This window comes from Pajaroellobacter abortibovis (assembly GCF_001931505.1).
In the GTDB taxonomy this organism is placed as follows: Bacteria; Myxococcota_A; Polyangia; order Polyangiales; family Polyangiaceae; genus Pajaroellobacter; species Pajaroellobacter abortibovis.
The window spans coordinates 1687349-1703850 of record NZ_CP016908.1; the positions used below are offsets into that span (position 1 = coordinate 1687349).

14 protein-coding genes and 1 pseudogene are annotated in these 16502 nt (G+C 47.9%); 4 read left to right on the top strand and 11 right to left on the bottom strand.

Annotated features, from left to right (window positions below; genetic code table 11):
• Positions 1-221: 221 nt before the first annotated feature.
• The gene (locus BCY86_RS08525; RefSeq protein ID WP_075277347.1) at positions 222-611 is read left to right on the top strand and encodes a fluoride efflux transporter FluC; all 390 of its coding nucleotides are present in this window, start codon (positions 222-224) and stop codon (positions 609-611) included.
• Positions 612-633: 22 nt separating this feature from the next.
• Here BCY86_RS08525 and BCY86_RS08530 read toward each other — a convergent pair whose 3' ends face one another.
• The 3 genes from BCY86_RS08530 to BCY86_RS08540 form a co-directional block, all read right to left on the bottom strand.
• Positions 634-1593: an alpha/beta hydrolase gene (locus BCY86_RS08530; RefSeq protein ID WP_075277348.1), complete on the bottom strand. Its 960-nt coding sequence runs from the start codon at positions 1591-1593 to the stop codon at positions 634-636.
• 90 nt (positions 1594-1683) lie between these two features.
• Entirely contained in the window at positions 1684-2811 is a 1128-nt protein-coding gene (gene recA, locus BCY86_RS08535; protein WP_075277349.1) for a recombinase RecA, read from the bottom strand.
• A gap of 117 nt (positions 2812-2928) precedes the next feature.
• Positions 2929-3672 carry a metallophosphoesterase family protein gene (locus BCY86_RS08540; RefSeq protein ID WP_075277350.1) on the bottom strand — a complete coding sequence of 248 codons (744 nt, stop codon included), beginning with the start codon at positions 3670-3672 and terminating at the stop codon, positions 2929-2931.
• A gap of 91 nt (positions 3673-3763) precedes the next feature.
• Here BCY86_RS08540 and BCY86_RS08545 point away from each other — a divergent pair, with 91 nt between their 5' ends.
• Complete coding sequence (locus BCY86_RS08545; protein WP_075277351.1) at positions 3764-4351, top strand: hypothetical protein; 588 nt, start codon at positions 3764-3766, stop codon at positions 4349-4351.
• A 22-nt stretch (positions 4352-4373) separates the two neighbouring features.
• Here the strand turns inward: BCY86_RS08545 and BCY86_RS08550 are convergent, their stop codons facing one another.
• On the bottom strand, positions 4374-5138 hold the full coding sequence (locus tag BCY86_RS08550; RefSeq protein ID WP_075277352.1) for an HAD family hydrolase: 765 nt from the start codon (positions 5136-5138) through the stop codon (positions 4374-4376).
• Positions 5139-5336: 198 nt separating this feature from the next.
• On the opposite strand from BCY86_RS08550, the gene BCY86_RS08555 reads away from it, so the two are divergent.
• Positions 5337-6437 carry a DnaJ C-terminal domain-containing protein gene (locus tag BCY86_RS08555; protein WP_420814559.1) on the top strand — a complete coding sequence of 367 codons (1101 nt, stop codon included), beginning with the start codon at positions 5337-5339 and terminating at the stop codon, positions 6435-6437.
• A gap of 139 nt (positions 6438-6576) precedes the next feature.
• Positions 6577-6900, top strand: a complete 324-nt coding sequence (trxA, locus tag BCY86_RS08560) for a thioredoxin (RefSeq protein WP_075277354.1) — start codon at positions 6577-6579, stop codon at positions 6898-6900.
• A gap of 9 nt (positions 6901-6909) precedes the next feature.
• Here trxA and BCY86_RS09950 read toward each other — a convergent pair whose 3' ends face one another.
• The 7 genes and pseudogenes from BCY86_RS09950 to BCY86_RS08605 form a co-directional block, all read right to left on the bottom strand.
• A complete protein-coding gene (locus tag BCY86_RS09950; protein WP_156865189.1) occupies positions 6910-7074 on the bottom strand; it encodes a hypothetical protein in 165 nt (54 codons plus the stop codon).
• Between the two features lie 485 nt (positions 7075-7559).
• A pseudogene (locus BCY86_RS08570) lies at positions 7560-8165 on the bottom strand (S49 family peptidase); the annotation flags it as partial.
• A gap of 1687 nt (positions 8166-9852) precedes the next feature.
• The gene (locus BCY86_RS08585; protein WP_075277359.1) at positions 9853-11022 is read right to left on the bottom strand and encodes a UTP--glucose-1-phosphate uridylyltransferase; all 1170 of its coding nucleotides are present in this window, start codon (positions 11020-11022) and stop codon (positions 9853-9855) included.
• Positions 11023-11082: 60 nt separating this feature from the next.
• Positions 11083-12069, bottom strand: a complete 987-nt coding sequence (locus tag BCY86_RS08590) for a peptidylprolyl isomerase (RefSeq protein ID WP_156865191.1) — start codon at positions 12067-12069, stop codon at positions 11083-11085.
• 51 nt (positions 12070-12120) lie between these two features.
• Positions 12121-12516, bottom strand: a complete 396-nt coding sequence (gene rpsI / locus BCY86_RS08595; RefSeq protein ID WP_075277361.1) for a 30S ribosomal protein S9 — start codon at positions 12514-12516, stop codon at positions 12121-12123.
• 41 nt (positions 12517-12557) lie between these two features.
• Positions 12558-13025, bottom strand: a complete 468-nt coding sequence (gene rplM, locus BCY86_RS08600; protein WP_075277362.1) for a 50S ribosomal protein L13 — start codon at positions 13023-13025, stop codon at positions 12558-12560.
• Positions 13026-13204: 179 nt separating this feature from the next.
• Positions 13205-16483, bottom strand: coding sequence for a POTRA domain-containing protein (locus BCY86_RS08605; protein ID WP_245776278.1), 3279 nt, complete (start codon positions 16481-16483; stop codon positions 13205-13207).
• Between the last annotated feature and the right edge of the window lie 19 nt (positions 16484-16502).

The following is a 16502-nucleotide window of genomic DNA, read 5'->3' on the forward strand; positions in this document are numbered from 1 at the left end:
CATGAACATGAGCACATCAAGCTAAAGAAAGACCCTGTTTTTTAACAGCATGACACATCTCGCGTGTTCTGCAAGAAACTGATGAGATAAATATTTATATAGATGCCGATTCACCCATCAGGTTGGAATAGAGAGTCTCGCAGGTGCTATTGTTCTCAAGCAAGTTGAATTTGATTAACTACTCATTTATGTAGATTATCGACGATTTTGGGGAGAGAAACGTGAGTAAATTTTTATGGATTTGCTTAGGGGGGGGCCGTAGGGACAGAGATGGGTTATCTCCTTTGCCATTGGTTGACGAGATGAGTCAAGTATTCCCCTACGGGACTCTAGCCGTTAACCTGATCGGTTCGTTGCTATTAGCAGCGATCCTGCAAATAGCGACAGCCAACCGCATGTCTTCCACGCTGCGTCTCACCTTGACGACAGGATTAATAAGGTGGTTCTGCACCTACTCCACATTCAACTTTGAAACATCTCGCCTGCTACAGCAAGAGAAAGCAGCATGGCTCGGACTCCTCAACCTCAGCGCAACGCTCGTGGTGGATCTGATTGCTTGTTTTCTAGGGTGGGAAAGCGCTAAGTGGATCGCAAAATTGCTTAACTCCTGAATGCGCTTTTTGTACTTCCTGTCTAGCCTCTGTCTTTCACTTCCGGAGGACGGAGGGCTTGATCATGCCAGGTCAGCAACTCAATGGCACCAGGGCCACGGTTAAAAGAATAATCATGCGGCCCTGGAAATTGATAAAAGGTGTGAGCAATATGATTCGCTGTCCAAGCCTGCGAAAGGGAGTTGACAGGCTCGCGAAAGAAATCTTTCTGACTCGTCACAATCCGAAGCAAAAGAGAAGGAGACTGCCGGCGCGCTCCACTGGCGAGTTTAACCCATTGCTGGATCTCCTGGCTCGAAACAGCAGGCTGCAAAGCACCTACAGCTCCAAAATGACGGGGATGCTTAAGACCAATGCGAAGGGCAACAGCTCCTCCCAAAGAAACCCCATCAATCCCCGTACTGGCGGGAGATGGAATGGTCGGTGTCTCTCGATAAATCCGCGGCAAGAGTACATCCAAGAGAAGTCTAGCATAGTTATCTACATCCACCCACTGTGTAAGATCAAAATTGGGGACATATGGACAAGCCACGATGAGGCCGCCAAACGGCTTCTTATGGAGGTTCGCATTGAGCATATCCAAATAAGGTTTATCGACCCACCCCTCAAAATCAGAACAGGTCAATGGAGGATTGGCAATGCGACAAATAGCACGCCGCAGCGCATAGTCATCTGGCCACCCTCGAATTCCTCGTTTCATCCCCTTGAGCGCTTCGGCTTGACCGTGCAATGCGATCAACACAGGGAGTCTCACGCCAGGAGGGATCCGGTCAGGGAGAATCACCGCCGCTGCCCCTTTCATCTTATTCAGACTCAGCGTCCACTCCAAAAGACGGGTCCCTCCACGAGTCCCCTTCTTTTGCAAAGGAGCAGGAGGAGTCGCAGCATCTCCAGACGGGACTTTTCCTGTTCCCTTATTCCGACCTCCCATGACTCCGAGAAGCACCCCCACAAGAAATGAGCGACGCTCCACTAGATCCATCGTTTCTCACCCGTCCTGACTGCGCTCAAGCAGCTCTGTATCGTTCCAGTCGCTTCATTGAATCCCATGACAGAAGTCCACAGACAAAGACTAGCCCTGTCCCGAACGCTTAGCAGAAGAGGACTTAGCAGACAGGGATGCTTCCTGAAGAGGGGGAGGAGCGGTCGACCCTTCCACTTTCTCAACAGGTCGCACAAGCCCCTCCTTTTCAAGGATTAAGCCTTCCATTTTTTCTAATAGCCCCGGCTGCTGCTCAAGATAAGCTTTCACATTTTCCCTCCCCTGCCCTATCCTCTCCCCCTGGAAAGAAAACCACGCGCCGTTCTTTTCAAGAATATCCCGCTCCACGGATAGATCGATGATTTCCCCGACCCGAGAGATTCCTTGTCCATAAAGAATATCGAATTCCACCTCTCGGAAAGGGGGGGCCACTTTGTTTTTGACCACCTTGACTCGGGTCCGATTCCCCACTACAGCAGGCTCTTTCCTGTCTCCCGCAGATGAAGTTACATGCTCTTTGATCGCTCCGACACGGCGTATGTCCAAACGGACAGAAGCATAAAATTTAAGGGCATTCCCCCCAGTAGTCGTCTCAGGAGAACCAAACATCACTCCTATCTTCATACGGATCTGATTGATGAAGAGGAGAAGACAATTCGACCGAGACACCGTCCCCGTCAATTTGCGGAGCGCTTGAGACATCAACCGCGCATGGACTCCCACATGGGAATCCCCCATTTCCCCTTCTATCTCAGCCCTAGGAACTAACGCCGCGACTGAATCGATTACAATCATATCCACACGCCCAGAGCGGACAAGCCGATCAGCCATCTCGAGCGCCTGCTCTCCATAATCAGGCTGAGCGACAAGCAGCTGAGACGTATTGACTCCTAACTTTCTCGCATAGGTAGGGTCAAGCGCGTGTTCCACATCGATAAAAGCAGCAATCCCATGCGCTTTCTGAACATTTGCAAGCGCGTGCAGCGCAAGGGTCGTTTTTCCGCTCGATTCAGGCCCATAGATCTCGATAATCCTCCCTTTCGGGTACCCTCCAATCCCTAAAGCCAGATCAAGACTAAGGCTACCCGTAGAAATCACCCCTTTATCCGCATGCAGTGGGTGACCTGCCCCAAGCAGCATCAAAGCGCCTTTTCCAAACTCTTTCTCAATACTGACTTTAAGGAGTTCCAGATCCTTTACAAAATTTTTCTCTTCCATAAGGCTAAGTCTCTTTTTCCCTGATGAGGGTCAACTATGGGTGGATTTAATGAAAAAATAATACTCTTGGATGTCCCCTTTCGCACCTTTTCTTCGAAAGGAGCAAAAAGAATAAAACTACGCTCCTAAAAACAATCGCTGGGCAAAATTGGCATCCAGATTCGCTTGTTTGATCCGCTCTGATGCCAGTTCAATGTCGTATTCAATGCGATGAAATTCAAATCGTTTTTCTGTACTATCGTAAATCGTGTAGCTAGCCCGATTATCATAATCTCGAGGTTGTCCCACTGAGCCTACAGAGACAATGTATTTTGCATCTGGCTCGAGTTTAAAAGCAACAGCTGGTAACTCTTCCACGGTCTTGGTAGCGTAGTTTAAAGCGAACACCTTACACAAATGCGAATGCCCCACCAGAGTAATATGGCCTAGCTTGTCCCACAACGGGAAACAAGCCTCCGCTTCTGCAACGGAAAAAATGTACTCAAACTGTTCCAGATCAACCGGAGAACCGTGACACAAAAGCAGCCCATGCTCTTCCACGCTCTCAGAATAGGGGAGAGAACGGAGCCAAGCCAAATTATCCGCCGATAGAATCGAGGCATGCACATCCAGCGCATGGCGCGCTTCTTCATAATAATAGGAATAATCCATCCGACGGGCTACTGCCGCATCGTGGTTTCCCAGAATCGTCGCACGCGCAATCTGCCGAACCAAATTGGCACATTCATTGGGGGATCCCCCATATCCGACGGTATCCCCCAGGCAATAATATACCTCCACTCGTTTATCCCGGTATGCCTGAAGGACCGCGTGAAGTGCCTCCTGATTCGCATGGATATCACTGAATATACCAAAGCGCATGGTCTATTGGCTTTACACCTTTCTGCTTCCTTGGCTAGCATAACTTCTCTTCTTTGCCTCCCCTCCTTTTTGTTAAAAATGTAAAAAATCGATGTCAGACCTCAAACGACCTTCCCTCTCTCCCGATCTATTTGCCCCACCCCATCTTATTGAAGAGCTCGCAGCAGCCTGCAGCCGTTTTGTCCTTGAGAAGTACCAAGTCGCGCTCGATGGAACTTCTGACACGCTCAGCGTCTTGGATCATTACATCGAAATGGCTCGGCCCAACATCCATCAGCGCCCAGAAGCGTTTGAACTTCTCGAAGGAGCGATCGGCGCCTACTTTGGTGAAGTCACACGCACAACCTTTGGAGGGTACTGGTTCGCTATCGGCGACACCTCCGGATGGCGGCTTGATCTGAGCGCCGTTTACTTGACGTTCAATCCGATCGGCGTGGCACGAGAGGCGCTCCTCTGCGAGCACGCAGCAGGATGGCATGCAGATTTCAACATCGAAGAAAAAGAGAAGGCAAAACTGATTGAGCGGCTCGCTTCTCTAGGAGAGATTGAAGAGACGGAATATTACCGATTATCCAACCGCTTTGATGTCCTCCAGATCATCGTAGATGCCCTGCATGCAAACCGCATGGAAGCAGGCCTAGGGCAGACTTTCCTCACCCCCAACGATTATAAAAAATAATGGAAGAGCAGCGCTCCAACTTTTAGGAATTGATCTTCCGATAAAAATTCTCGATAGCTGCGATCCCTTCGGTGAGAGGGGGAGCTCCTGGAAGGTGTTGGGTGTCTAACAACACAGTGTCGCTGTGAGGATAGATCGAATGGAAAATGTTGCAGTTTGAGGGCTCATTGTCAAAAGCGGCAATCACTTCACCAACCCTCGCTACTTTAGACGCTTCCAATCGTTTAAACGCTTCATCCGGCATCCCTGCATCCGGCTTGAGAACGAGTTGTGTGCCCGGAATCCCAATCGGGAATCCCAAATCCCGGAGACTTTGGAAAGAGCCACGCCCCATCAAAGGGAAATCTCGAGCCGTTAAATAGAGACAAGTCGCCCCTGCTTCATAGCAAGCCCGAACAAACGAAACCGCACCCAGAAGAGGGATATCATGGCAGAGATAGCTTTCTGAAAAAAATCGAACCCTCCAAAAGGCCTCGATTTCTGCAACCATATCGGTCTGAAAAATTCCGAGCAATTCAAGCGACTCTGTAAGCAAATAGACGAGCTGTTCGGGGGATACAGAAGCTAAACGGTCAGCCATCGGCAATCCACGCCGTTCCATATGTACTGCAAATTCCTTTAAAATCGCACACGTACGAGGGCGGTTATCCACCAAAGTCCCATCAATATCAAAAATGACAACGGGAGGGGGTGCATCCGGTTTGGAAGTACACCGAGCAAGAACTCGATTCAAAAGAGTCACTTGCTCCTTGAAAGCAAGTCGAGTGTAAGGAACATTACAAATCATTTTATGCTTCTATCTATCATAGAAAAGTGCCTTGTGTCACTCCACAAGCCATATCAGCTTGCTCATTTTCAATGAATGCTTAGAAATAATAAACAAATTGATCCCTTCACCATAACCCAAATCTTCGGTACACCCAATCCAAGACAAGCAAATAGGAACTGAGAAATGCCTGAGGGCCAACCAAATTACTATGAAACATTGGAAGTTGATCGAAGCGCTAATGCTGAGGAGATCAAGACGGCATTTCGAAAATTGGCAGTGAAATATCATCCCGATCGTAATCAAGACGATCCTGAAGCAGGAAACAAGTTTAAAGCAATCAATGAAGCCTACCAGGTGCTTAGCGATCCGAAGCAGCGCGCTCGCTACGATCAAATGGGGAGCACGTGGGACAGGAGCCCTTTTGAAGAACAAAATCCCTTCTCCGACTTTACCAGCGTTTCTCCAGAAGGTATTTTTGACGAGCTCTTCAACTTTTTTGGAGGGCATTCTCGCCCTTCGGGAAACCTTCAAACCCAGATCGAAATCAGCCTGGAAGAAGCTGCTTTTGGATGTGAGAAAAAGGTCTCTTACGAGCGACGTGTCATTTGTCCAGCCTGTCGTGAAAACCGTCAGCACACGCGAGGGAGAACAGCTGTCTGCCCCACATGCCAAGGGAACGGTCAGCTCCTTTCATCTTCGTTTTTTGTGTTCACAGGGAGAATTTGCCCTTCATGTCAAGGGAGTGGCAGGGTCATACCGGCTGTACACTGCAATCAATGCAACAGCACAGGGCTCATCACTATCACCAACACTCTCACGGTCACACTCCCTCCCGGCATCGAAGACGGGACAGCCAACACTGTTACAAGGGCAGGAGATAGGACGCATCCTGATCACCCTCCCGGCAATCTTGAATTACGCATTGCAATCCGTCCGCATCCGATCTTTCAACGCATGGGTCATGATATCGAATGCAAAGCCACCATCGGATTCCCACAGGCTGCACTCGGCACGGAGATCGAAGTCCCCACGCTCGAAGGCGCAAGGAAGTTACGGATCCCAGCAGGCACACAACCGAACACCGTACTCAGAATCAAAGGGAAAGGACTCCCTCACCACAATCAATCGCAGCGCGGGGATCAGCTGGTTACTATTCACATTCAAGTCCCCATTTCCTTAACCTCTTATCAGCAGGAACTGTTAGAAAAGCTTGCGCTGTCGCTCGACGGAAAAGAAGCGATTGGTCATCTATCTTTATTTCAAAGAGTACGCCGCTTCTTCAGCAACCTTCTCGGCCGCTTGAAGCTTTTCAAATAGCTAAAAAAGAGGAGGAAGATAACTTCCCAAACAAATAAGGAGAAGGAAAACTATTTGTTGTTCGTTCTTTTTAACGCAATGTGAAACCATGGTATATTTTCACCATTAATTCTTAAACAAAAGTATAAAAGGAGTTAAAATGAGCCATTCGACCCTCCCTGAGATAACACAAACCAATTTTGAATCTGAAGTAGAACAATCAGTCATTCCTGTTTTGGTTGATTTCAGCGCGACTTGGTGCGGTCCATGCAAAATGCAAGCCCCTATTCTCGAACAATTGCAAGCCAATTATCAAGGCAAGTACAAGTTTGTAAAAATAGATATTGATACATCTCCTTCCATTGCAACCAAATTCGGGATCCGCAGTGTTCCTACACTGCTTATTTTTAAAGGGGGAAAGATTGTTCAACAGCACGTTGGCCTAGCCGATTCCAACAAAGTGCTGCAGCTTCTGAGCGCATAGTTCTCTTTCTTAGAAAGAGGACCACTGAAGTCGGGCGAGAGGGGCATCCTCTCCATAAAACGCAAGGGGAGCGACAGCCTCGATCGCTTGCTTGGTTGACAAGTGCTTGGTTGACAAAGGAAGTGCATCCAAAACAGACGTGGAAGACCAGGAAGTTTGTTGTACCCAGTTCAAAAGCACGCTCAATCAATGAAGAAGGGAGCAGAGGGTACTCTTGGATAGTAACACCGAAGCGAGACCCGCCTGGACTCATGCCGTTTCGAGTGCTTCCCGCAAGCCTCCTATTCGATCGACAAGACCTCGATGATAGGCTTAGACACCAGTCCACACTCTTCCCTGCCCCACTGCATCGATGGCCTGAGGCGCAAGAGAACGTACTTGCGACACCCGTTACAAGAACAAATCATAAAATGCTCCTATTTTCTGCAGCAGGGGTTTTCTTTCATCTTCGTAAAAGCCACGCAATAAGTGGCATTAGCTCGGGAGGTTGTACGGTATGTGGTCGTGGTCACACCTACCTTCTGCAACAATCCACCGACATCGAGTTTACCATAAAAATACCTATGGAACCAATCACCGTCAGCGGCAGTGCATAGATCCATTTGCCGCAGAAGCGATGTAATATCCACCACTGGTTGCCACTCCTCCCATCGATACGATCAAGGACTTCTTCTGGCCAAGCAAAACGAGTTCACGCCAAAGCAAATCAGCAGCCACCACAGAACCCCCTGGACCTTCGATTCGGAGAACCCTGTCCGAACAGCGGCATCTTCACGGAGCTGTTGGATCGTTTTCGTCAGGGAAGAAGCCCCTGCTAGATTCAAGTTGACGATCGGGATCTGTTTCGATTGGTCATTGATCATATCCCCCTCAACATACAAAAGGGCGATTTTCTGTCGAGGTCCAAATCGATTGGGGGCCCATGCACCAGCTCTGTACGGCTGCAAGGGGATAGGACACCCCACCACCGTCTGGATGACGGAAGTGAGTTCATCATCGAAAGCCACTCGGTCCACAAGCTTAGCTTGTTTATCTTCCTGTGCCGTAAAAGGACCCCTGTTCGCTTCTTCATGCAGTTGAGATTCTGTAATCCAACGACCACAAGAGACAGTACGAACGAAATTAGCCTCTGTCTGACGCAACCCATCCTCATGATCTTCCCGTGCAACAGGATTCGGCTCTTCCCACATAAATTGTTCTGGGGCCTTCTTGTGCTCTCCTATCCCTACAAATTCCGCCTTGATCCCCAACTCTTGCAACATTCCTGCGAGATGTACACGCCTTCAACTGAAGGCCTGCATACTGGACTGTACCCGCTGGATGAACGACAATCTGAGCAGCATACGCACAACTGTAAAAGAAGCGATGCTCTTCAGAAAGCAAACCAGCAGATGCACACTGTACCATCCATGGAGGAACCCTCTGTAGACCAAACTTATGAGGAATTTACTGTAAGCCAGATTTAAGGAGTAGATTTTAATCCTGACATTCTGGCTGATTATTTCTCCAAAGAATTCTGGAAAGAGCTACCTGACGCTCAATTCAGCGAAGTGGTGTTCGAAGGGATAGACACAGCTTTATGAATCCCAATGCTCTCAACAAGTCCATCGCATGCTTAAGTCCAAAGGATTTTTCATCGCCTCTTATGGTGTATCCGGGGTTGAACTCACTGTCAGCGATGAAGACCTCGAGCTATTGATCTGAAATTGTGGTTTGAATTTGAAGGGGATATTGTCCAGGAGAACCTCCCCAATGAGGGAAAGATCTTGAAGGTACTCAAAAGCAAGTTTTAATGCTGCTTACTGGTCCGAACTGATTCGGCTTAGACCTCCATCCGAGTTCACATACTTCGCTGTATGTTTACGCGATGAGGGTCGAAATGATGTACCTATTAGTTAGACCTCTGAGAAATTAGAGGAGGACTAACCTGTCATCTACACGCTAATCACATCTCATAAGCATCCCAATCCAAATAATACAAAGAAAGGAAGTGAGAAAATGAGCAACAAACTCAAATTTTATAGATGACAGCAATCAATCTAGATTTAAGCAACAAAGATTTGGTTTGCTTTGGACGAGAATCCGCAGGAACGATTCTTCAAGAAGCTTTACAAGGCAAAAAGATTCATCGCTTAGCACTAGACAACAACCATGTATTTAACCCAATATATTTACCCTTTATCCTTAATCAATTAAGTCAGATTCAGATCGACATATTAAGCTTACAAGAACGAACAAAGAACTGGTAATGATGGATTATTCGAATTAATGAGAAATTACGAGTCCAGTCCTGCTCTTCTTTTTAATGGTTCCACAAACACATCCATCCATACACTGATTTTAGGAGAGGCATGTAATTCATTAAATGAAAAGTAGTTTAGAGAATTGATAAATGATTTAAAAGCATCAAAAATTCATTTAGAAAGAAAACTCATCCGCATCCCCCAAGAAAAATGGAGTGTACTAGTTCGCAAAGGCAACTATAACTATAAGTTGTCTATTACAGTAGATTCACTTCAAAGACTAACTTCACTCAAGCTAATCATGCTAGGCCTGAATACACCAGAGAAAATAGAAAAAATCTCTCTCTGTCCTAAATTAAAAGGAGCACTAGCAGATTTATTCTAAGTCTTGACCTCTTCCACCTACGGCCAATACCCCAATAAGAGAGAGTGTGTAGAACCCATTAGAAGTATTAGCACTAAAGAAAGAATTTATAAGTGACGACACGCAAAATGCGAATACGTCAGTGTAAGAAGAAGGGAAAGAAAAAAACGATGAATAAAAAATTTTCAGGACGTATGTTGATATCGACATTCAGCAATCATCCAAGAAAATTCAAGATTAATGAAATAGAGTCAAATCAGACAAAGCAACTGTTCTCGATTGAACTAATAATCGACTGCATCCCTTTGGAGATGCATTTTGTTCCCCCCCTGCTTTATCTCCAAATCAGAGGATTCCTCGAGAGCCTATTACGACTTCGATTTCGGCACGCTGCCTATCCAATGAGGTCTGGTCCTTAATGGGGAGAAATCGGCTCTCTATCCCTGTCCTCGGTACATGCAAATAAGTAGTAGGAAGGACAGTGGTCAGTTCCTGTAGCAGCCGTTCAAACTGAATCACCGGTCGCCCATCTACCTGCTTTTCTATTTCTAACCAATCCCATAGAAAGTCAGTCTTTTGTAGAGCTTCAGCACGTACCAGAAACGTATTGGTGTTGAACACCGACACTTCATCGACTGGGAAATGGCATGGTAGACGGCATTCTTCCACTATCCGAAGCCTATCGTCCACATACAAGGGGATGCCACCATGGTCTCCTGCCCTCTTTTCAACCACTTCCACCAAAGCATCTGTCCCTCTAGCCATAAAAAAGCCTAGAATCATCGGATCGATCAAAGCCCCCAAGTTATCCAGGTTTACGATCCAAACATACTTCCCACCTCGTGCTAGAAAGCCAGAAAGTAACGAAGAGCGGCGCAAAGCATCCACCAAATCCCCATGGCCTGTTGGATAAATACTGGGCATCCCATGCCGGTCACGAAAGAGGATTCCTTCGGAGGTTAAACGCAGACTCAGGTCCTGGACAAAGACATCCACATGGGCAGGAGCACGGATAGCCTTCAAAGCGCCTCGCACAGGCTGATCGGTTGTCTCACTGGTCATGATCCAAAGAGGGACTGGCAACCCCATATCACCTGACCATTTCTGATTTTCACGCAATCGCAAACTTAAAAAAGTTTCATTGTTGAAAACAGGCAATAGTGCTTTTACCACTCCACTCATGCGCGTGGCCATCCCGCCCGCCATGACGCACAGAGCGAGTTCACCACGCGCGATCGCAGTCAACCCCACATCCTGAAAGCTCCTTTTCTCCCTCCCAGAAAACAGATGGGCGATATGGATATCCCCTTCTTGAGGAACACGGAGCTGCCCTTGAATGCAGTTTCTCTGCATGCGATCACGCATTCCAGAACGTCCAGCACAGAAGCTTTTCCGAAGAGGGATAGAGAGGCGTAAAAGATGTTCAGGATCAAATCCACGATTTGCTAGCTTTGTTTGAAGGAGAGGGCAAAGCGAGGCAAGTTCTTCTTGCAGTTCTAGATTCAGATCGCTCATCGATAATAAGATTTTATCTCTCTTTTTTTATTTTAACAAATTTCGATAACCCTACCACCTCTATAGTCGCACATCGATATAAACCCCCCTTTTCAATTCTTCCCGCCACGCTTTGAGTTGTTGCTCCATCTCTTTTTGAAAAGCGCGATTGAGCATTTGATCATGTAACGACTCATATGATGGGATACCCGGTTCATGGACAAGTTGGAGAATCAAAATTGCTTCCGGATCGTCCATCACAGGATCAGAAACTTCCCCTTCTTTCATCCCCTCGAGAGCGCGCTGAATCACGGGAATAAGCGTCTTTACAGGTTGCAACCCACGTGATCCGCACGTCTGTTTAGTCTGGAAATCATCCGAATACGCTTCTACTAACGCACAGAAATCTTCGCCCGCCCGCGCTCTCTCTAGAAGAGTGTACGCAAGCGCACGCCTATCCTCTAAAACTGTCGCTCCTCCTTCACCATTAGAAAGCCGAAGCGCCAGCACGCGGAATTCAACGATTGGCTCTTCTCCGATCTCTTTGAGAAATCGCCGATAGGCTGCATGTGCATCCTGTTCCGTGACCCGAACTCGCTCCCGAACACGCAATTGCACAAGTTTCCCTTCCAGCAGCTGCCGCTTGAACTCCTCCCGATATTCTTGCTCCGTAAGCCCTATGTGTTGGGCTTCCACCAACAGTTCTGGAATCGAAAGACGCGCCCGTTGGGCGATCTCTCCAAGCGCGCGGTCCACTTCCTCAAGAGTGACTGCAATATGCGCATTTTTCGCAAACGCAAACTCGAGATGCTCCGTGATCATGCGATCAAGTACAGCGCGATAGATTTCACTAGAAGCCGCTGTCACTTGTGCAGGATCCTGAACAGCAGCAGCCATTCGCATCAAATCGGGCCGAGCACGCTGATTTAAATCAGTAAACCAGATCGGCTCTTCTCCAACGACAGCAACAATTCGCTCAACAATAGCGGCTTCGCCTGTTTGCTCTCTCTCAAAGAGAGCAAAAAAGACTAACGCGATTAAAGGGAACGCCTTCTTTAACAAAATCATTAAAGAGACGCTTTGCTTCACCGACTCTCCCTTCCCTCCCTCTCTTCTCAACTAACGCTTACTGTACTGGAATCGCTTGCGAGCACCAGGCTGCCCACATTTCTTGCGCTCTTTCTTACGTGCATCCCGAGTCAAAAACCCGGCCTTCTTGATCACCGAGCGAGACTCTGGATCCACTTCACAGAGAGCGCGTGAAACTCCATGGCGAACCGCCTCTGCCTGCGCAGACTTTCCACCACCTCGACAGGTAGCAATCACATTGTACCGATCTGCAACTTCCAAGAGCTTGAGGGATTGCTGCACAATCATGCGAGCAGTTTCCCTTTCAAAATAGTGCTCAAGGGGCTGACGGTTGATGATAAAATCACCTTTGCCCGGCTCTAGCCAAACCCGCGCAATTGCTGTTTTGCGTCTTCCTGTGGCATACGTCCGAGAAGAAAGATTCATTTCGCTTTGTTCCTCTTAGGGGTTAGATAGAGAAAATTCATTCAATTTGATTTAGATGATAGAAAGACTGGGAAAGGGAATGGAATAGGGTTCTGCGCCACATGGGGGTGATCGGAAGAAGCATACACCTTGAGTTTGGTGAACATCCGTCGACCCAACACATTTTTTGGAAGCATCCCACGAACCGCTTTCTCAATAGGGAAAGTAGGCTTTCGCTCAAAAAGGTGGCGGTAGCTTTCTTCCCTAAATCCTCCTGGGATCCCTGAGTGCCTGCAGTACTTCTTTTTATCCAATTTGTTTCCAGTGAGCAGGATTTTACTTGCATTCACCACGATTACAAAGTCTCCTATATCCTCGTGAGGAGTAAAGGTAGGTTTGTGCTTGCCACGAAGGACACGTGCGATTTCACTTGCAAGTCGACCTAATGGTTTTCCCGAAGCATCGACAACGAACCATTTGCGATCCGCGGAAGCGACACCCTTGGATGGGACGAAAGTACGCGCAAGCATGATAATAATTCTCCTTGAAATAGATCTCAAAAGCTTATTCTGTCCTCAAAGTGGCTTGCTTGTACGAAAGCTGCTCCCATTTGTCAACCACGTTTTCGCACACTCTGCAACTTTCGCTATCCGAAAGCATACGTTGCATCTTACAAGCAACTGATCCATTCTGTTCGTTTCTCTCTTGTTTAGAGCACACCGAAGGAGAAACTAACAGCATATTTCTCCTCATACGATCGGCGATCCACATTAAAACCCATGTCAAGGACGAGAGGGCCGAGGGGGGTTTGAATGCGAATTCCAACCCCGGGAGTCACACGCAAGCGGAAGGGGGCTTTCATCGCATAGACGTATTGGGGATTGACCCATAGATTCCCTGTATCGACAAACATCGCTAATTCCACAGGGGATAGAACCAAAGCACGGACTTCTGCGCGTGGATTGATCATCAAGTTCCCTCCTCGCATACCTACCTTGCAAGGTGCAAACCGCTTATCACTGGAGTCTTGGAGACACTGATCTGTATCAAACTGATCCACCAAGTCTTGTGGAATCAGGCTATCTTGAAGGAAGCCCCGCAGGGAATCCGCACCACCCAAGAAGAAAAAGCGATCCGGATATGTTTTAGATCGGTCTTCACTGACAAGCTGAACGATCTGGCCCATGCGCAATTGAGTGGCCAGTGTAATCCGCTTATGAAAAGGAACATAGGCAGAGACAACTTCCATAAAGCGAAGAAAATGCCCTTCAAAGCGCGTGCGGTTGTCTGCAGGTTTGTCTGTAGGATATGAATCGACATGCTCTACCCCCCCAAATAGGTAGAACCCTCGATGCGCATTGAGTGTCTGATCTCGCCGATCCCAAGCCACCGAAAACCGCTCCGCAATCGCCACACTCGGTCCGTCTGGAACCCGCAACAGTCTCTGTAAATCATTCGAAGGAGGGAGCTGACGGAGGAAATCCACAATGGTCGCTGCTCCGAATATCGAGGCATTGTTCTTTTCTAAGCTCGCTCCAAAGGACAGCTGAAGGCCGTGAATTGGCGTATAGATCAAGCTATTTCCCAGCATTAATTTATCACGCATAAACTGACGCTGCAGATCGTGTACTCCTATAAAATCAATAGATAATTTAACAAATGGCCCAAATCCCACTTCAGGAATGGTAAAATTTTGATTTGCGCGCACAACAACGCGTCGATCAAACCCCGGATCACCAAGAGAAATGAAATCGCGCCTCACTTGAGGATCGAGAATAAAAACCGTAGGAAGATAGGCTAACTGAAGGCGCGATGTGGCTGCAACCGCATATCCAATGACATTTCGCTCAGCGTATTCAAAGGTGAGACGGAACCCTTCTCCCGTTGAGAAGCCAGGTCGCCACTCAAAAAATCTGCGCGGCCGCTCCACCACCGTGATAACTACAACTTTTTCTCGTGCAGGAACTGCAGGATCTTTGAGTTCCACAGCCACACTTGAAAAAACCCCTAACGTTGCCACCCTCTCCTGCGTATCGCGCGCGGCACTGGTTCGATAGGGCTCTCCTACTTTGAGAGCAAGCCGCGAGCGGATCACGGAAGTGCGGGTATGCTCGTTCCCCTGGACAACGATCTCCCGGACAATCACCCGATCCCCTTCATGGATCTGAAAGGTCGCGCGGGCACGTGTTCCGTCCCGAGAAAAGTCGAGACTATTCTTGACCTCTACAAAAGCGTACCCTTCTTCTCTGTAAAAATCGGCGAGACGGTAAGCAGCCTCTTCGATGTTGGACAACGCAAGCGCTTCTCCCAAATCCAACTCCGCTTTCTCTGACAGTTTCGATTCTGCAAACGCATGAACTCCCTCAAACGCGACATCATAAAGGATCGTGCGTGGCCCCAAACGAATAGGAATCTTCAAGGCAAGAGAAGGCTCACAATGGATCCTATTCTCACTATTAGGAATGCAAGCTGATGGAGCTCTTGGGGACTTCGAAGAATCGCGATCAGGTGTTATCTCTTCGCTGCACTCATACAAGTCTTTCTCCCCATTGGACAGAGTAGAGGCAGCGCACTCTTCTGCAGACAGATGGGGATCACATCGACGCCGGATGATTTCAATGGGCCCCACTGCAGCTTGTAGAAAGCCGTCTTGCACATACAGCTCCCGCAAGTGATGCATGGCTTTTTCATAGACTTCAGGAAAATAAACAGATTTCGGATCACTTACAAAAGGGACAGGACGAGCCCCTACCCCCCCCACTTGGTCTCCGCGTGTGAGCGAATCAACAGTTCGCGCATCAGGGCTCTGAATTGGCTCTCCTCCAGGCAATTCATCTGTAAGAAAACGATCGATCTCTTGGTCAACAGCTTGTACGGAGAGTGGGGTTGATTTCTTCCACTTCCACTTCTCCTGTCCGAATCGCTCAAAATCGATACAGGGGTATGTGCGTTTGGAGACGGAGATCACATCTCCTTCTTTGATATGAAAGACCAGATCAACCTGACGACCATCTAACGTATATCTCTCTTCAAAAGTTACCCCAACGTCAAGGTATCCCCTTTTCGTGTAGAATGATTTGATCTTTTTGAGAAAATATTCCGGGGTAGGGGAAACTTCTTCCGTGGCAGCAATGATTGCTGTCAACGTATGGACGTCATAGCGCTCATTCCCTTCAAATCGCAAAACGAAATGAGGCCCCGTATCGACCCGGACACGCAAGTGATAAACCCCCTGAAACAGAACCACATCGTGTAATACTGTAGCCTGGTAATAGCTTTTTTTATGCAGCTGATTGGTTAAAGACATGTCGGCCAAAGCCAGATTGACTTCGTCTGCACGCTCTTTCTCTCGAACGCTGTAATCGTCTACAAGGGATTGCACCACATCTGACTGGGAACCGAATATCCACAGGGTGCGACGCTCGAGAATGCGAGGAGCACCCGCTTCAACGACCACCGTGACAGCAACCTGAAGGGGACCATCCATCGGACGGACTTGAAAGGACACTTTTGCAAATGGAAATCCACGGCGATTGAAAAGATGTTCAATCTGCTTTTCATAGTTAGGAATTTCTCTCTCTAAAAGTTCTCCCCCTTTCTGCAATCCGATTTCCCGAATGATTTCGTCCTGACCCAAGGGTGCCCCTCTGACATCAACACCAAATTGAGCGATTTCTTTCCGAGACACAACTTCAACGATCAGACGAACCCCTTCCGCTTCTTCCACAACCTTGACCTGACCTTCAGCAAAAAGCCCTGCCTTCAAAATCTCATCAAGAATTCGACGCGCAAGAGAAGGCTCAAACTTCTCCCCAACACGGACAGAAGAAACAACAACCTGTTTTTCCAACGGTTTCTCCGCTCTGACCTCGATCGCAATCACTGTCTTCCCATTAAAAGCATCGAGAGGAGGGCCTTGAGGAAGCAAATAGCGGTTCAACCGCTGGGTTTCTTCTGCTGCAATCGAATTGCGCACGAGGAGAAACACTATCAAACAAAAAATGATC